Genomic DNA, 13,962 nt, shown 5'->3' with positions numbered 1-13,962 from the left:
TAAAATTTAATCAATGGATAACAGTATACAGGCATTTTGATCTAAGGTCAAGCATATGGGGGTTTGCCATTAACAACATGTGTCCTATAATACAGATATGCACAAATATTTCTTTATTCTTGGCCGTTCCCCACGTCTTTCACGGGCGGAGATCGAGTCAATATTACCGACATTGCCCGGTGAGTACAGGATCACTGGCCAGATTGATGATGTCCTTTTTTTGGATTTTAAAATATTCGGCGATGACGGATTTCAGATGAAAGATTTGATGGACCGCTTAGGCGGAACAATCAAAATCGGAAAAATTATCGACGAAGCAGAAGGGAATAAACAAATTTTCAAAACTTTGACTGTTGACCGGTTAATCGACAAATACCTCCCACAGACCGACCAGAAAATAACGTTCGGTTTCAGTCTGTATAAAACCGGTGGAACATATTCCAACTCTTTTGAAAAAGACGTAACCAGGAACGGTATTCAGATCAAGATGGGGCTGAAAAGAAAAGGTCATAATGCCCGCTTCGTGACGGCCAAAGACAAGACACTTTCCTCGGTAATCGTCGGCGAAAACAAACTGATCGAGCGCGGAGCAGATCTCTGTATCTTTTTTGAAAAAGACAAAATATTGATCGGTAAAACCATCGCCGTACAGGATTACAAATCTTTCGGCAAATTCGATTACGGCCGGCCGAGCGCCGACCCGCGTTCCGGCATGCTCCCACCGAAGGTCGCCCGAATCATGGTGAACCTGTCACAAATTAAACCGGACGGGATACTACTGGATCCTTTCTGCGGATCGGGCACAATTTTGCAAGAGGCTCTCCTTTTGGGCATAAAAAAAGTAATCGGCTCCGACATCAGCCCCAGAGCAATCAGCGATACCACTAATAATTTAAAATGGGTTGCATCGGAATTAAATTTATCCGAAAAAAATTACCAAGTATTCCAAAGCGACATACGCGAATTGCCAAAAATATTAAAAACCAAAATAGATGCGATTGTAGCCGAACCTTTCCTTGGACCACCGCTTCGGGGCAGTGAATCAGTAATGCAACTCGAGGAAAATATCAAAGAACTGTCGAAACTCTATATAGAATCCTTCCGTAATTTTCGAAACTTGATCAAAGAGGATGGAAAAATTGTAATCATTTTCCCGGTGATGAGGAAAGATAATAAAGAATATTATCTGCCGATCCTGGAAGAAATCAGCAAGCTGGGTTTTCAAATAAAAAAGTACACCGACGCAAGCTCCCGGGGTGGATATCTGTATTCCCGCCCGGACCAGAAAGTAATGCGGGAAATATTTGTGTTTGAACTAGCTAGATAATATTATTAATATAAAAACTATGAGAGAAATTGGATTCAATAGAGCAAATACTGGTAACCATGACACCCCACCAGAAGAAGAAACACAAATTACAGAAACAATAAGTCCAGAAATTGAAAGTGTTGTTCCTGAACTGCCATTAACAACAAAAACTGAAATTCGCCAAGAACTTACAGATAAATTAACCTCCCTACTACAGGATATTAATTTACAAAATGATGCATTTGAATTGACTAAACCTCGGCAAAAGGGGGAAATCCCAAGACCAAGAACTTTGCAACCGGGAACTAGTGAACTGGCTGAAAAATTTAAAGTTCCCGGTGTCGCTGAAATTGTAATGCAAAAAACACAACGTGAATTTGATGAATTGAAATCTTTACTTGATAATCTTGATAGTGGTACAAATTATGATAGCATTGCTCTTTATCTTGATAATATTAAAACAAAAGAGGAAAATAGAATTGATACCGAAATAGAAACTCTAAGTGCCAGTAAAAAAGATCCACTGGGAATATTAGCACCGACACCAGGCACAATTAAAAAAAGAATGGAAGATAAAAAAGCGCAAAAAGAAAACGAAACCAGGAAAAGACTGGATTGGGTACAAAAACTTCGCAATCCATAAAATTTATAATCCTAGCCCGGATCAAAGAGTGATGAGAGAAATATTCGTTTTCGAGCAGATAAAATCTTAGAAACGTCGAAAGCTGATCTTTATTTGTGATAAAATATAAATGAGTTTAATATTAACAAAAAATTTATGAGCCCATCAGAAAGTGGTATGGTCATACCCGGTCAAAAGCCACCTGATCAAAATACTCCAGAGCCAGAGCAGGAAGAGACAAAGTCGCCAGATCAAGAAAAAAAGAGCGTTTTCTTTTTCTTTAGAGTGCGGCCTAGAGAACTTTTTCATGTACTCCATGATAGAGATATTAATGCGACTTGGCCAGTTGCTAAACAGAATATATTAGAGAACTTGGCTAGATTCTTTCAGGAGCAAGGCAGAAGAACAGATGCGGTTGAGATGGCAAGGATAGATAGAATTTTAGAAAGCACCGATTTCGAATTCAAAAACCCTGCTGCAAACCCAAAAGAAAATCCTAGCGGAACACTCGCTTGGAAATTAGGTGAGCTTGAACAGGCTTTAGCAGACGAATTGAATAAACGCGAATAAATTGTAAAAGGTTAGAAATATTTATTGCCGAACTGGAGCGTAATTTGTATTAAATATTTGAGAAATATTTTAGTATTTTAATCAGTTAACAATGTGACTATGAAAAAGACTACAAAAAAACCAAATTATTTGCAGATGGCAAAAAGGGATATTGAGGCAATACAAAAAATTCAGATCAGCTTAAATAAAATGATTAACGAATTAGCAAAAAATCTGAGGATTGCCAATCAATTAGAAAAAGGTAAAAAATATAAGGGTATTAAAAAATAAGGATTTAGGTCATCAAATTTCTTAAAAAACTTCGCAAAAACAGAGAATTTATATAATCTTCATTGCTGTATTACCACCCTGTTCACTCCCAACGTCGCATACGCTTGTCTGTTGTATAAAATCGAATTTTCCTTTTAGCGAAAAAATTTAATATATAAAAAAGATCCTATTCTGACCCGGATCTCTTGGGGGTGTTGCCAGCTAGTGTGCCAGCAACATGAGAAGAAGAAGAACGACTACTGACTCCGTTATCAAAGAAAGCCAAACGGCTTCCTTTCTGGCTTCATTATACCGCTCCATGCCATCAGCACAGACTATGACGTCGGCGATGAAGGAAACGAAGGCTATGAGAGCGCTGAAGACGAAGATGCCGCGGGCGCGGAATTCGGCACTGAGGAGAGGGGCACAGGGATAGACGGCAAAGTAGACGGCGCATATGAAGGGGGCACAGGCGGCGCTGCTGAAAGCCGCGAATGCCGCAAAGGTGCCTGCGAAAAATAAGGCAAAGACGGTGAAGGCTAAAGCGGCAATGGCGCAGGCGGTGAAGGCCCTCTCCTTATCACCAACTTGCAAGGTGATGAAGAAAACAGCCAAGACCAAAACAACCGCTAGCACCTGGTACTTACCCAGCTTGTTCCAGAACAAGCTGTTTTGGAAAGTCAGCGTTTTTTCCATTTCTTCCCTTCTTGTTTTACGCAAGGGCCTGATGAGTTGACCATTTTTTTTGGTCAACGGAGTAGTGTATCATAAGTATATAATCTTGTCAACCACTAGATTAGCCCAAAAAATTCCCCTAAATAATAATCTTGTCTTAAGAAAATTCGACATCACACAACACCACTGATGCAGAGAAAACAGCTTTAAAAAAAGCTGTTTCCTCAATTGCCACTGTAATTCTATAATGTTACTATTACATTATATATACGTTTGTAATTATGAAAGATAAGACAATAAAAGTATTATTCATTTGCAAATCAAATACCGGCCGGAGTCAAATGGCCGCCGCTTTTTTGAAAAAAATAAAGCCGGAATTATTCGTTATGGATGCCGGTAGCCAGGTGGGCCAACGGGCTGGTACAATCATTCATGAATATGTAATAGATGTAATGCGTGAAGTTGGATTTGATTTGTCAAAACAAACCAGAAAGCAATTAACGCCTGAACTGGCAAAAGTGGCTAATAAAATAATTGTTATGGATGAAAAGGGAAATCTACCTGATTACCTGCTTGGCTCAGGAAAAGTGACTTTTTGGGATATTGAAGATGCAGCGGGTACTGACTTAGCATTTCATCGAAAAATAAGAGACCAGATAAAAAATCTCGTTGAAAATAATCTATCGTCATGAAAGATAAGACAATAAAAGTATTATTTGTGTGCAGTGATAATTTCGGCCGGAGCCTGATTGCCGAATACTTGCTGAAAGACTGGCTGTCCAAAAACAACCGGTTTGATATTGAAGTATCTTCCTGCGGAACAGACGCAGACAGCAATACCAGTTTTTTTAGTCAGGAGCATTTGAAAAAACTAATGGAAATGGGAATTGATACATCTGGACACAAGAGAACTCAAGTGACTAAAGGACTACTTGATAAAAGAGATGTTGTAATCGCGATGGCTGATAACCACCAGGAATATTTAAAAAAATATTTTAATGTTACTGCCCCGCTTTTCAATGAACTGTGCAATAATGAAAAATCTTCCATCCGGATTTCCCCGCCCGGCACAGATGAAAAAATCCCCGGCAGAATGATTGAAATAGTTGATTATATTAATCAGTCAATCCCCCGGCTGATTTCTGCAATAGATAATAAAACTAAGGCATAAACTATAAAAATGCCAAAAACAACGCTTATAATAATTACAGGGCTCCCTGGAACGGGAAAAACGACTTTGGGCAAAAAATTATCTAAAGAGCTATGTTTGCCTTTTATCAGTAAAGATGACATTAAAGAATTACTTTTTGATAGTTTGGGCTGGTCTGATCTAAAATGGTCTAAAAAAATTGGTAGCGTAAGTTACGATTTACTTTATTATATTACTGAATCGCTGTTAAAGACTAATAGTTCATTAATTATTGAAACAAACTTTGATCCAAAATTTGCAAATCAAAAATTAACAGAGCTAAAAAATGAATACCATTTTTTTCCATTTCAAATCAGATGTATCACGGACGGAAAAATACTTTTTGACAGATTTAAAAGACGTTCTGAATCTAGCGAGAGGCATCCTGGACATATTGATAATCAAAATTTAGTGGAATGGAAAAAAATATTATCAACAGGAAGAATTGAATCAATTGATATTGGTGGTGAACTATTTGACATTGACACTACTGATTTTAATGATATTGACTATAATAAATTATTTAATGCTATTAAATCATCAACTAATATTGCCACCACATAATCTTTAAACTAAAAAGTCATGAAAACAATCTTAGTAGACGCGGTCAATGCGTTTGTAATTAAGAACGAGGGTATCTACGAACCGATGCACGATCTGCTCGAGCAATATCCGAACAGGAAAATTATTTTAACCGGCGCCGATGACGAGCAGATGAAAATATTCGGCCTGGATAAAATGCCCTATGAAGTATTTACACTGAAACACAATCCGGAAAAAACCGATCCTAAATACTACGAGACAATGCTGGAACATTTTAATTTTAATGCAAAAGATGTTATTTATTTTGAGCATAATGAAGAAGCGGTAGAAAGCGCTCAATCAATCGGGATTAATACATACCATTACGATAAAGACACCAGAGATATTTCGTCATTGAAAAAATTCCTAAATGATAATTTGTAGATTAGTTTGTACAAAATTTTGTTTGAATAAATGAAAAACCAAGCATCAATTTGGTGCACTTTTTAATTCATAATTCAATGCAATGCATTTGATTATAAAGAATATTTGGGGTAGAATTAAAGAGTAATTTCGCATAATAACAGTGTACGAAATAACCAAAATTGTTTTAGACAGTTTATCCTGAGATACAAAAAATATTAAATAATCTAATAGTACTATCATGAAAGAAAGTTCAGTAGGTTCCACCCCATCTCAAGACACCCCATCTCAAGAAACCAACGAAGTTCATGAGAAGAGATTTAAATCAGCAATAACAAAATTTCTCACTGAAGAATTTGCCATGTTCCCGGAACGATTGAGTAACCATTATGGTTTTGATTTCGATATTAGTGCTCCAAAAAAAGCTGACCTAGACAGTTTGCAATCAGGAGATTTTGAGATTACTAATTTCCAAACATCTCCCACTTCTGACCCCGAAAAACTAGGCTTTACTTTCTATGTCGGCGATACAGAATTTCATATCAGCGGTAAAGCAGCTGATAGAGTTTATGAGCTTATGGAAGAATAATAGTATAGGAATAAACTTCGGCAACAACCCGATCACCATAACTTCCAGCGAAGCAGATCAGTCTTTGCGTCCGGATGCAGTATCAAAACCGCATTGGTATCAAAGGATAGGTTTTAAAGGATAGTGCTTTCGAATAAAGAAAAGGACTTGTCCGTAATGACGGTCTTTTTTATTTGACTAAATAATTATCTACCTTATACTGGGATAAGCTGGTCCATCCACCTCAATCACTCTGGAGGGAACCACATGTGTCCGTACTGCCGTCGGAAATCCTGTAATGAGGAATGCCCCGCCTACAACGGGGCGGCAAGATGGTTCGAGCGCATGCGCTGGGAGACCTACGCGCGGGAGGCACGCGCGGACTGGTACGACTAGACACATCACTTGATTGACATGGAATCAGCGCCCGCACCGAACCCCGTGGTTTGGTGCATTTTTTATTATTAAAGATAACCAAGAAATTAAACTAATAAATATGAATGAGTAGGGAAATAATAATCAGGCGAGCAAGCTCGCCACCTACACCAAAATAATGTAATATTTCATTCAAAATACAATGTAGGCGCAGAGCTTGCTCTGCTGTCATTCAATAAGCTGTAGTAAAAACTATCCCGATATTTACTGAACAACCTGGTTCCTTATAATTGACAAAAAACATATAGGGAATAAGATAATACCGGTGCTTTTGGATTGGAGCTTTTCCCGGAAAGGAGGGTGGCTAATGGAAAAGCGCAATGTGGCTTCCAGCAGGTTCATCATAGTTGCTCGCAAGTTTGAGGAACGAGCCTACCGGCGACTATATGGTTATCGCGGTCCACCGATCCCCTGCATGCCTCCGCGAAAAAGAGGCAATCCCTTCCGCCGTCTCATCCGCCGTGATGCAGACTAAATAGTACCTCCGCATCGGACCCTGTGGTTTGGTGCATTTTTTATTGACAAGAAAAATAGCCGGAGCTAGGATAAACAAGTCCTTCCCCAGTCGTTTTTGTGTTTCCGGTAACCGGAGGGAAGAGAAATGCCCAGACGCAAAAACCCCAATGCCGAACTGCTTCGCGACCGGCAGGCACAGCGTCGGCGGAAGAACTTCCGCCGCAAGTGGGCCAATTCGCCCACCTTCGTCGCGAAGCATCCGACGCCGTGGCATTGGGATCACGGCGTGCTCTACGACAAGTACGGTGCGGAAATCATCCGCGAATCCCCCAACGCCTGCGGCAAGGACGCAAACCCCGCGCCCCAGCCGCACGAACACAGGGTCACACCCCCTTCCCCGGGAGATCGTTTCAACAACAAACGTTCATTTCCATCCTCCCCCATCTATCGTCCCTGGGGCATCTAGTCCCACGACTTCCCCGTCATGAAATATGGCGGTTTTTTTATATACCAAAACCAGCCTTGAACACTGTATGATCTATTGATTATTCGGGTAATTTGGAGGTATGATTAGAGAGATGATTCAAATAGAAACTAGAATGGTAAAATAAATTTATACTAAATATATGAACAAATCACCAGATACCTTTTCAGGACTACCACAAACGGAAATGTCCGCGAATATTGAAGTTGAAAAAATACCTCGCTATTACATTATGATTACAAGGCACGCTGAACGGATGCCTTCCGGCGAATTGAGCCCGGAGGGTGTCGCCCACGCGAAAGCTAAAGGAGAAGCATTAAAAGACGTTGAGGTATTAAAATCTTACGCCAGCGATCATCCCAGCGGTAGGACATACGAAACGGCGGAAAATATCGGCATAGAAGCTGATGTTAAATCTCCTGCGACCGGAGAGCGTTATAAAACCAGGATGGTTAAAGGGATTCAGTATGACGTGCTTGATCCGTCAGTTATTAAAGATGCTAAGTTAATGATTGAAGAAGCTACTTTAGATGAAATTAATGCAGAATACCCGGAATTGGCACAGTTAATAAACTCCGTTTTGAACGAAGACACAAGCGGTACTTTAACCAAAGCCAATTCCAATGGTGAACTCATGGTAGATATAGAAAAACTACCAAAAGAAATTCAAAAGCAAATTGCACCGATCAGACAAAAACATCAAAAAATTGGTTTTGAAAGTGTGCTAGATAATCCTGATGCCGTAAAAAAAATGGCCGCCGGTTTGTCTCATCAACTGGTCAGTAAAGAAAAATTATTAGCCCGGTACTCAAAAAAAAGAAAAGATACCCCACTAAAAAAAGATGTGGTAATTAATATTACTACCCACGGGATGTTTGCCGAGTCACTGTTAAAAGATGCCGGCATACTCGTTAAACCAGATGGCGAGGAAATATACGGTATTGATAAAATGGATTCCGATGATTTAGGCGGATATATCCAACCGGCAGAATCTATTTATTTGGACATTGGCACAGACCCCGACAATATCCCTGAAAAAATTCCGGTAATATTTGAAACGGGAAGAAATGTTAATGGAAGTGTTTATATAGATCGTTCACGGTTAGAACAACTAGATATTGATTTCGGCGCAAACGAAATCACAAAGCAAGAATAAAAATATTTTGATCAAAACCTCCAAAATCGACCGATTAATTAATGAGGCGGTTAATACTGAATGGTTTTTACTAACTAAAAGACCTGACATACCTCCTTTGCCTGTTTGGTATAAGATAAAATTTAGCGCCCTGAGCAAAGAAAATGAAAAAATTTACGGTGCAGGCATTCCGTCTGCATGTTTTTGGTATGATAACAATGTAGAATTTTATCTCCACGGAAAAGAATATCGTTTAGCTATTAAGCGGGCGACTGAAATATTATATTCAAAATCTAAACTCAATAAGCATTTAATAAAATTAAAACGGAAATGCCATGATGCAAAAATTTCGGCTATGGCATTCGACAATGAACATTGGAAAAAATTTAATAACAAGCAAATTTTAAAAATATACACCAATTCCGTCAATAAATATGTCCTATCATACATTTATGGATTTATAACATGGTGTACTCCTGTATTACAAAGTGACGCTAAAACAATTATCAATAAATATAGTGCGGCGCTCAATAAAATAAATATTTCCCCCGACCAGGCATTAGGTATCCTTATTGTCCCGGATGACACAACTATTTACCAAGAGAAGGAAAAAGTTATTGCAAAATTATCAAAAAAATATAAGAAATTTTTGAGTGGGTACAGAAGTGAAAAATTTCTAATGAGCAACCATCCGGAGCTTTATGCGGAAATAAAAAGATTTATCAATAAATACTGCTGGGTTGGTTTTAATTACACAGGACCTGCCTTAAATTATAAAACGGCTGTAAAAGAATTACTGCAATCAAGGGATTACATACAATCAAAGCTACCGACAAAAAAAGAAATTCGCAAAATTTGCAAATTTAAGGAAAAAGAAAAACAAGTTTTTTACGCACTGGAAATGATTTCTTATACCAAAGATTTGAGAAACGTAACAGATGACTATATCCATTATTGCTTCAGTAATTTTTATCAAGAGGTCTCAAAACGGGCAGGACTAACAAAAACAGATGTTCAATATTTATGGGACGATGAATTAAATAAGTTGTTAAATGAGAAAAATAAAATCACTCCGCAATACACCCAAAAAAAACAAAAATTTTGTGCAGCCTTTGCCTCACCCGGATCTGTGGGGGTAAAACAGTATTATTTAGGTAAAGAAGCACGCAAGCAAAGAGAAAATGTTTTCAAAAACAGCAACCAGCCATTAAGAAATGTGCCCGGCAATTCTATCAAAGGCACTATAGCATCAACCGGCATGGTTACCGGGACAGTAAAAATCATACACAATGCCAGCGAAGTTGGGAAAGTAAAAAAAGGCGATATTCTAGTTGCAGGCATGACCAGCCCCAAATACATGCCGGCTATTTTTAACTCAAGCGCTATTATTACTGATGATGGAGGGTTAACTTGCCACGCGGCGATCATTGCCAGAGAATTAAAAAAACCATGCGTTATCGGAACTAAAATAGCAACCAGTGTTTTAAATGACGGTGATTTAGTAGAAGTTAACGCAAATAAAGGTATAATAAAAATTATTAAAAAGAAAAGTAAATAGCTACAAATTAAGTGTATTACTTTTTCAAAAAAATGGATAAATCAAAATTTGATTCAGAGAAATCAACTATTATAAGTGAATTGCGTATTGGTTTAACTGCGGGATTTATCGTTTTATTAGGTGACGTTATTGGCGATTTCTTGCATGATGTTTTTAGTTTTAGATATTATCTCTCATTTAAATTATTCATTCCAATTTTTATTGCGTATATATTAATTTATCGTATAGAAAAATATAAGAGTACACGCAAACATTAGCTGAATAATAGTTAGGCGAGCAAGCCCGTGCAGTTGCGAATAACTGCATCTGGCAAACTCGCCACCTACACCAAAATGTAATATTTCATTCAAAATACAATGTAGGTGCAGAGCTTGCTCTGCAGACAGTCATAAGAACTAACCCCGAATTGACAGATATTAAACCGAACTTTTTTTGATGCATTTTTTTGTTTATGACAAGACATCGCATTTTGTCTGTGATATAATTTGATAAGTAAGAAATTAAAATTAATATCAACAAGTATGATAAATAAAAGAGGAATTGCACCAGTATTAATGGTTTCCATAATAGCAGTGGCCGTTTTGATCGGTGGTGGTTTAATATGGTATTTTGTATCTCAGAGTGATACTGAAAATACAAACACGATTACCACAAATACAAATTCAGTTATTGTAAACGCTAACACATCTTTAAATTCAAATATAAATAATACTGCTAATACAAACACAAACCAAGTAGTAAATACAAACGTAAATCAACCCACCACTAATGGCAATATTGACATACAAGATAACTCATCATATATCGCCGGGGAAACAGTTCAAGTAAATGAGTATATGTCGCCTATATGTTCACAATATGGTAATAACTGTGATCAAATAAAAATATCCCTAGAGGTTGATTTAACAGAAGATAGCAATGGTGACCAATTAACTGGCAAATTTTATGCCCGAGCTTATTTAGCTAATAGAAAAGTTGGAGAAATACAAATAACACAAAGCTATGACGCATTTTGTGGTGATGGCGGACAACGAGAAGCATGTACAGAAGATGTAGAAAGAATACTAACTTTGAATAATCCATTCAAATCAAATTTTTATCTTACCTACCAATCAGAACAACAAGATATTTGGTATAAATTGACTTTAAATAATTCTCCAATACAATCAAGCTATAGTGGCCGTTGGATCGACTTCTATTACAAAAATGATGTCGTAAATATTAGTTTCCCTCAATAAAATATCAATGCATCTTCACTATCGTGAATACTAAAAATCCTAGCGTGGCTAAGATTTTTAGTTAAGTAACAGAATCATTTGTGATTTATTTGATATTGCCGTCAAAAAAACATTTTAAAAAAACGACCTCTTTAGGCGGGTCGTTTTGCCTTTTCCCGAACGGGAACGGAATCTTCGATGAAGAGCTGCCATCCCAGCATATGCCGGTGGAAGTGTAGTACGTCTAATGCCGCATCCCGATCAGCCGAGCGCCAGAGTTGACGATATGCCGCAGCAACCGCATCATCACGGGCAGGGCCCATTGCCATTCTGGTGAAGGTGCTGAGATTCACTCCGCTCACCTCCTCGTCTGCTGACCACACTTTGCAATCCGGTAAGGAAAGACGAAAGCTATTTTCATACTAGTCAATATCCATATTTTTGTCTAATTTATAAGATCTCTTTGTTGAACGGATATCAAAAAACCACATTGCAGTGGCCAAATATGTGATTATTAATAATGCTGGCAAATTTTTTGCAAAGAAAAAAGAGGGTCTATTGCCGTGTAGATAGATCCTCTTATCTAGTGCCCAATTATTTGAGTTCGGTGACATCGGCATGGCTATTACCATCCATGCTGGTATTTACCACCTCACTCGGATCGGTCAGTGCGATAGCACGGAACATATCACCGTTTTGTTCGATGCTGATAAAGAGAAAGGTTCTCCTGCGTATCTTCCGCCAGGCTCCCATGCGACTATAGAGTTCCTGCATGGACTTGGCCTTGAAGATGTGAGAATTCAACTCATGCTCATCGTTGGGTGACATTGCATCACCTCCTCCACTCGTTTTACTGTGAATGTGCGACCAGTCCAATATATTAGCAAGAACCATCAGATTGTCAATATCTATCGCTTTGAATCTCAATAAAATATTTGGATTTTTAATCAAAAAAACCACGCTTTGTGGTCCGTAAATTTTATTTATTTAGAAAAAATGCCGAAGCTTCCCTCCCAGATAAGCCTCGGCGCATGAGTATTGAAACACGACCTGTGGTCATGAAAACGATCTGACGGGATCACCTCCCTTCGTACTCCCAAGGGTTAGATTTAGGCTCTCGCCTACCCTTGAGAGAGATATGATCACCCCCTCTCTAGCTTATAGCTGACTCGGCAACCATGAACTTCCTCGTACGGGGAGCTTCCCTGCGGGACTGGAGCACGATGGCCCCCTTTCTGGTCAACAGACCGTTCTTGGTTGCGGGGGGAGGGACATACCTCTTCTTGTGCGGAGCAGATGTTCGCTTGGTTGTGTCGTCGTCCATGCCGACTCCTCAGAAGAAGTGACTCATTAGTGACCCTGTTTTTATATTATCATACTTTAGACGAGTAAAGCAACTAGGCAATTCGGAAATAGATCGTGTCCCCGTCTTTTACCTCGTATTCTTTGCCTTCCAGATGCATTAGGCCCTTTTCTTTCGCTCCCTGTTCTCCGCCTTGTTCCACCAGATCCTGCCAGTTGGTCACTTCCGCGCGGACAAAGCCTTTTTCAAAATCGGTATGGATTACCCCGGCCGCCTGGGGAGCCAGCGTTCCCTTTTTCACTGTCCAGGCGCGGGTTTCTTTGGGACCGGCGGTCAGGAAGGTAACCAGCCCCAGCATTTTATATGATTCCACAATTAGTTTTTCTAGTCCGGTCTGTTCTATTTTCATCTCCGCCAGGTATTCTTTCACTTCATCTTCGGGCAGTGTCGCCAGTTCCGCTTCCAGTTTGGCACAAATAGCCAGATTGGGTGTTTTGCGGTTGTCCCGCAGGGTATTGATCTCGTCTTCCGAAACATTATAGACATATAGCACCGGCTTATAGGTTAAAAGGCTCAATTCCTTAACATACTTAATATCCTCTTTATTCACTTCCATACTTATAGCGAACTGTTCACTTTCCAAAATCTTTTTCAGGTTCTGCAGTACCTCTACGTTTTTTAACAGGTCCTTGTCTTTTGATGCTTTGGTTTGTTTTTCGAGTGGTCCTAACCGCTTACTCACAGTTTCCAGATCAGCCAGAATCAGTTCCAGATTAATGGTCGCGACATCCTCTTCCGGATCGATTTTTCCGTTCACATGAATAATGTCGTCGTTTTTGAAATCACGTACTACTTCCACAATCGCATCCACTTCCCGGATATGCGCCAAAAATTTATTACCTAAACCTTCGCCCTTAGCCGCACCTTTTACAAGTCCGGCAATATCAACAAACTCTATGGTTGTATGAATAGTTTTTTCTGAATTGTAGATTTTAGTTAGTTTATCCAGTCGATCATCCGGCACTGCCACTACTCCAACATTCGGTTCGATCGTACAAAAAGGATAGTTAGACGCATCTACCTGTTTTTTGGTTAAAGCGATAAATAGGGTTGATTTTCCGACATTCGGCAGACCAACGATTCCGATAGAGAAGGACATGGTGGTTGTTGTTAGGAATTAGGTTTTAGGGGTAAGGGTTAGCCGCGAATTAATTCGCGGCTATAATTGGTAAATAGTCATATTATTG

At 39.0% G+C, this 13,962-nt stretch carries 18 protein-coding genes; 15 read left to right on the top strand and 3 right to left on the bottom strand.

Annotated features, from left to right (window positions below):
- Positions 1–97: 97 nt before the first annotated feature.
- The 4 genes from WCW66_04700 to WCW66_04685 all read left to right on the top strand — a co-directional run bounded on the left by WCW66_04700 (position 98) and on the right by WCW66_04685 (position 2,771).
- Positions 98–1,327: a methyltransferase domain-containing protein gene (locus WCW66_04700; GenBank protein MFA6392018.1), complete on the top strand. Its 1,230-nt coding sequence runs from the start codon at positions 98–100 to the stop codon at positions 1,325–1,327.
- Positions 1,328–1,346: 19 nt separating this feature from the next.
- Positions 1,347–1,952, top strand: a complete 606-nt coding sequence (locus WCW66_04695) for a hypothetical protein (GenBank protein MFA6392017.1) — start codon at positions 1,347–1,349, stop codon at positions 1,950–1,952.
- Between the two features lie 135 nt (positions 1,953–2,087).
- Complete coding sequence (locus tag WCW66_04690) at positions 2,088–2,501, top strand: hypothetical protein (GenBank protein MFA6392016.1); 414 nt, start codon at positions 2,088–2,090, stop codon at positions 2,499–2,501.
- Positions 2,502–2,600: 99 nt separating this feature from the next.
- Positions 2,601–2,771, top strand: coding sequence for a hypothetical protein (locus WCW66_04685; protein ID MFA6392015.1), 171 nt, complete (start codon positions 2,601–2,603; stop codon positions 2,769–2,771).
- Between the two features lie 201 nt (positions 2,772–2,972).
- Here the strand turns inward: WCW66_04685 and WCW66_04680 are convergent, their stop codons facing one another.
- Positions 2,973–3,446, bottom strand: a complete 474-nt coding sequence (locus WCW66_04680) for a hypothetical protein (GenBank protein ID MFA6392014.1) — start codon at positions 3,444–3,446, stop codon at positions 2,973–2,975.
- 260 nt (positions 3,447–3,706) lie between these two features.
- On the opposite strand from WCW66_04680, the gene WCW66_04675 reads away from it, so the two are divergent.
- From WCW66_04675 to WCW66_04625, 11 genes are all read left to right on the top strand, one after another.
- Positions 3,707–4,117, top strand: a complete 411-nt coding sequence (locus WCW66_04675; protein MFA6392013.1) for a hypothetical protein — start codon at positions 3,707–3,709, stop codon at positions 4,115–4,117.
- Positions 4,114–4,596, top strand: coding sequence for a hypothetical protein (locus WCW66_04670; GenBank protein ID MFA6392012.1), 483 nt, complete (start codon positions 4,114–4,116; stop codon positions 4,594–4,596). The genes WCW66_04675 and WCW66_04670 overlap by 4 nt, the downstream gene beginning before the upstream one ends.
- 9 nt (positions 4,597–4,605) lie before the next feature.
- The gene (locus WCW66_04665; GenBank protein ID MFA6392011.1) at positions 4,606–5,178 is read left to right on the top strand and encodes an AAA family ATPase; all 573 of its coding nucleotides are present in this window, start codon (positions 4,606–4,608) and stop codon (positions 5,176–5,178) included.
- 18 nt (positions 5,179–5,196) lie between these two features.
- The gene (locus WCW66_04660) at positions 5,197–5,580 is read left to right on the top strand and encodes an HAD-IA family hydrolase (GenBank protein ID MFA6392010.1); all 384 of its coding nucleotides are present in this window, start codon (positions 5,197–5,199) and stop codon (positions 5,578–5,580) included.
- 220 nt (positions 5,581–5,800) lie between these two features.
- Positions 5,801–6,148 carry a hypothetical protein gene (locus tag WCW66_04655; protein MFA6392009.1) on the top strand — a complete coding sequence of 116 codons (348 nt, stop codon included), beginning with the start codon at positions 5,801–5,803 and terminating at the stop codon, positions 6,146–6,148.
- Positions 6,129–6,272 (top strand): hypothetical protein, encoded by a 144-nt coding sequence (locus tag WCW66_04650; protein MFA6392008.1) that lies wholly within the window; start codon positions 6,129–6,131, stop codon positions 6,270–6,272. Before WCW66_04655 ends, WCW66_04650 begins: the two co-directional genes overlap by 20 nt.
- A gap of 891 nt (positions 6,273–7,163) precedes the next feature.
- Positions 7,164–7,484: a hypothetical protein gene (locus tag WCW66_04645; GenBank protein ID MFA6392007.1), complete on the top strand. Its 321-nt coding sequence runs from the start codon at positions 7,164–7,166 to the stop codon at positions 7,482–7,484.
- 160 nt (positions 7,485–7,644) lie between these two features.
- On the top strand, positions 7,645–8,658 hold the full coding sequence (locus WCW66_04640; protein MFA6392006.1) for a hypothetical protein: 1,014 nt from the start codon (positions 7,645–7,647) through the stop codon (positions 8,656–8,658).
- Positions 8,659–8,992: 334 nt separating this feature from the next.
- The gene (locus WCW66_04635; GenBank protein ID MFA6392005.1) at positions 8,993–10,195 is read left to right on the top strand and encodes a PEP-utilizing enzyme; all 1,203 of its coding nucleotides are present in this window, start codon (positions 8,993–8,995) and stop codon (positions 10,193–10,195) included.
- 32 nt (positions 10,196–10,227) lie between these two features.
- On the top strand, positions 10,228–10,452 hold the full coding sequence (locus WCW66_04630) for a hypothetical protein (GenBank protein ID MFA6392004.1): 225 nt from the start codon (positions 10,228–10,230) through the stop codon (positions 10,450–10,452).
- A 264-nt stretch (positions 10,453–10,716) separates the two neighbouring features.
- Entirely contained in the window at positions 10,717–11,433 is a 717-nt protein-coding gene (locus tag WCW66_04625; GenBank protein MFA6392003.1) for a hypothetical protein, read from the top strand.
- A 573-nt stretch (positions 11,434–12,006) separates the two neighbouring features.
- Here WCW66_04625 and WCW66_04620 read toward each other — a convergent pair.
- Both WCW66_04620 and ychF read right to left on the bottom strand, forming a co-directional pair.
- Positions 12,007–12,363 carry a hypothetical protein gene (locus WCW66_04620; GenBank protein MFA6392002.1) on the bottom strand — a complete coding sequence of 119 codons (357 nt, stop codon included), beginning with the start codon at positions 12,361–12,363 and terminating at the stop codon, positions 12,007–12,009.
- Between the two features lie 446 nt (positions 12,364–12,809).
- Complete coding sequence (gene ychF, locus WCW66_04615; GenBank protein ID MFA6392001.1) at positions 12,810–13,874, bottom strand: redox-regulated ATPase YchF; 1,065 nt, start codon at positions 13,872–13,874, stop codon at positions 12,810–12,812.
- Positions 13,875–13,962 lie beyond the last annotated feature (88 nt).

Source organism: Patescibacteria group bacterium (genome assembly GCA_041664365.1).
Lineage (GTDB): Bacteria > Patescibacteriota > Patescibacteriia > UM-FILTER-42-10 > UM-FILTER-42-10 > JAHJEX01.
This window is presented reverse-complemented; position numbering and strand designations above follow the sequence as displayed.

What these genes read in the sequence shown, in the direction of transcription:
- WCW66_04635 (MFA6392005.1), top strand. Translation starts at nt 8,993, where the DNA reads ATGGCATTCGACAATGAACATTGGAAAAAATTTAATAACAAGCAAATT.
- WCW66_04655 (MFA6392009.1), top strand. Translation starts at nt 5,801, where the DNA reads ATGAAAGAAAGTTCAGTAGGTTCCACCCCATCTCAAGACACCCCATCT.
- WCW66_04675 (MFA6392013.1), top strand. Translation starts at nt 3,707, where the DNA reads ATGAAAGATAAGACAATAAAAGTATTATTCATTTGCAAATCAAATACC.
- WCW66_04700 (MFA6392018.1), top strand. Translation starts at nt 98, where the DNA reads ATGCACAAATATTTCTTTATTCTTGGCCGTTCCCCACGTCTTTCACGG.
- WCW66_04625 (MFA6392003.1), top strand. Translation starts at nt 10,717, where the DNA reads ATGATAAATAAAAGAGGAATTGCACCAGTATTAATGGTTTCCATAATA.
- WCW66_04640 (MFA6392006.1), top strand. Translation starts at nt 7,645, where the DNA reads ATGAACAAATCACCAGATACCTTTTCAGGACTACCACAAACGGAAATG.
- WCW66_04645 (MFA6392007.1), top strand. Translation starts at nt 7,164, where the DNA reads ATGCCCAGACGCAAAAACCCCAATGCCGAACTGCTTCGCGACCGGCAG.
- WCW66_04660 (MFA6392010.1), top strand. Translation starts at nt 5,197, where the DNA reads ATGAAAACAATCTTAGTAGACGCGGTCAATGCGTTTGTAATTAAGAAC.
- WCW66_04695 (MFA6392017.1), top strand. Translation starts at nt 1,347, where the DNA reads ATGAGAGAAATTGGATTCAATAGAGCAAATACTGGTAACCATGACACC.
- WCW66_04690 (MFA6392016.1), top strand. Translation starts at nt 2,088, where the DNA reads ATGAGCCCATCAGAAAGTGGTATGGTCATACCCGGTCAAAAGCCACCT.
- WCW66_04685 (MFA6392015.1), top strand. Translation starts at nt 2,601, where the DNA reads ATGAAAAAGACTACAAAAAAACCAAATTATTTGCAGATGGCAAAAAGG.
- WCW66_04670 (MFA6392012.1), top strand. Translation starts at nt 4,114, where the DNA reads ATGAAAGATAAGACAATAAAAGTATTATTTGTGTGCAGTGATAATTTC.
- WCW66_04650 (MFA6392008.1), top strand. Translation starts at nt 6,129, where the DNA reads ATGAGCTTATGGAAGAATAATAGTATAGGAATAAACTTCGGCAACAAC.
- ychF (MFA6392001.1), bottom strand. Translation starts at nt 13,874, where the DNA reads ATGTCCTTCTCTATCGGAATCGTTGGTCTGCCGAATGTCGGAAAATCA.
- WCW66_04630 (MFA6392004.1), top strand. Translation starts at nt 10,228, where the DNA reads ATGGATAAATCAAAATTTGATTCAGAGAAATCAACTATTATAAGTGAA.
- WCW66_04680 (MFA6392014.1), bottom strand. Translation starts at nt 3,446, where the DNA reads ATGGAAAAAACGCTGACTTTCCAAAACAGCTTGTTCTGGAACAAGCTG.
- WCW66_04665 (MFA6392011.1), top strand. Translation starts at nt 4,606, where the DNA reads ATGCCAAAAACAACGCTTATAATAATTACAGGGCTCCCTGGAACGGGA.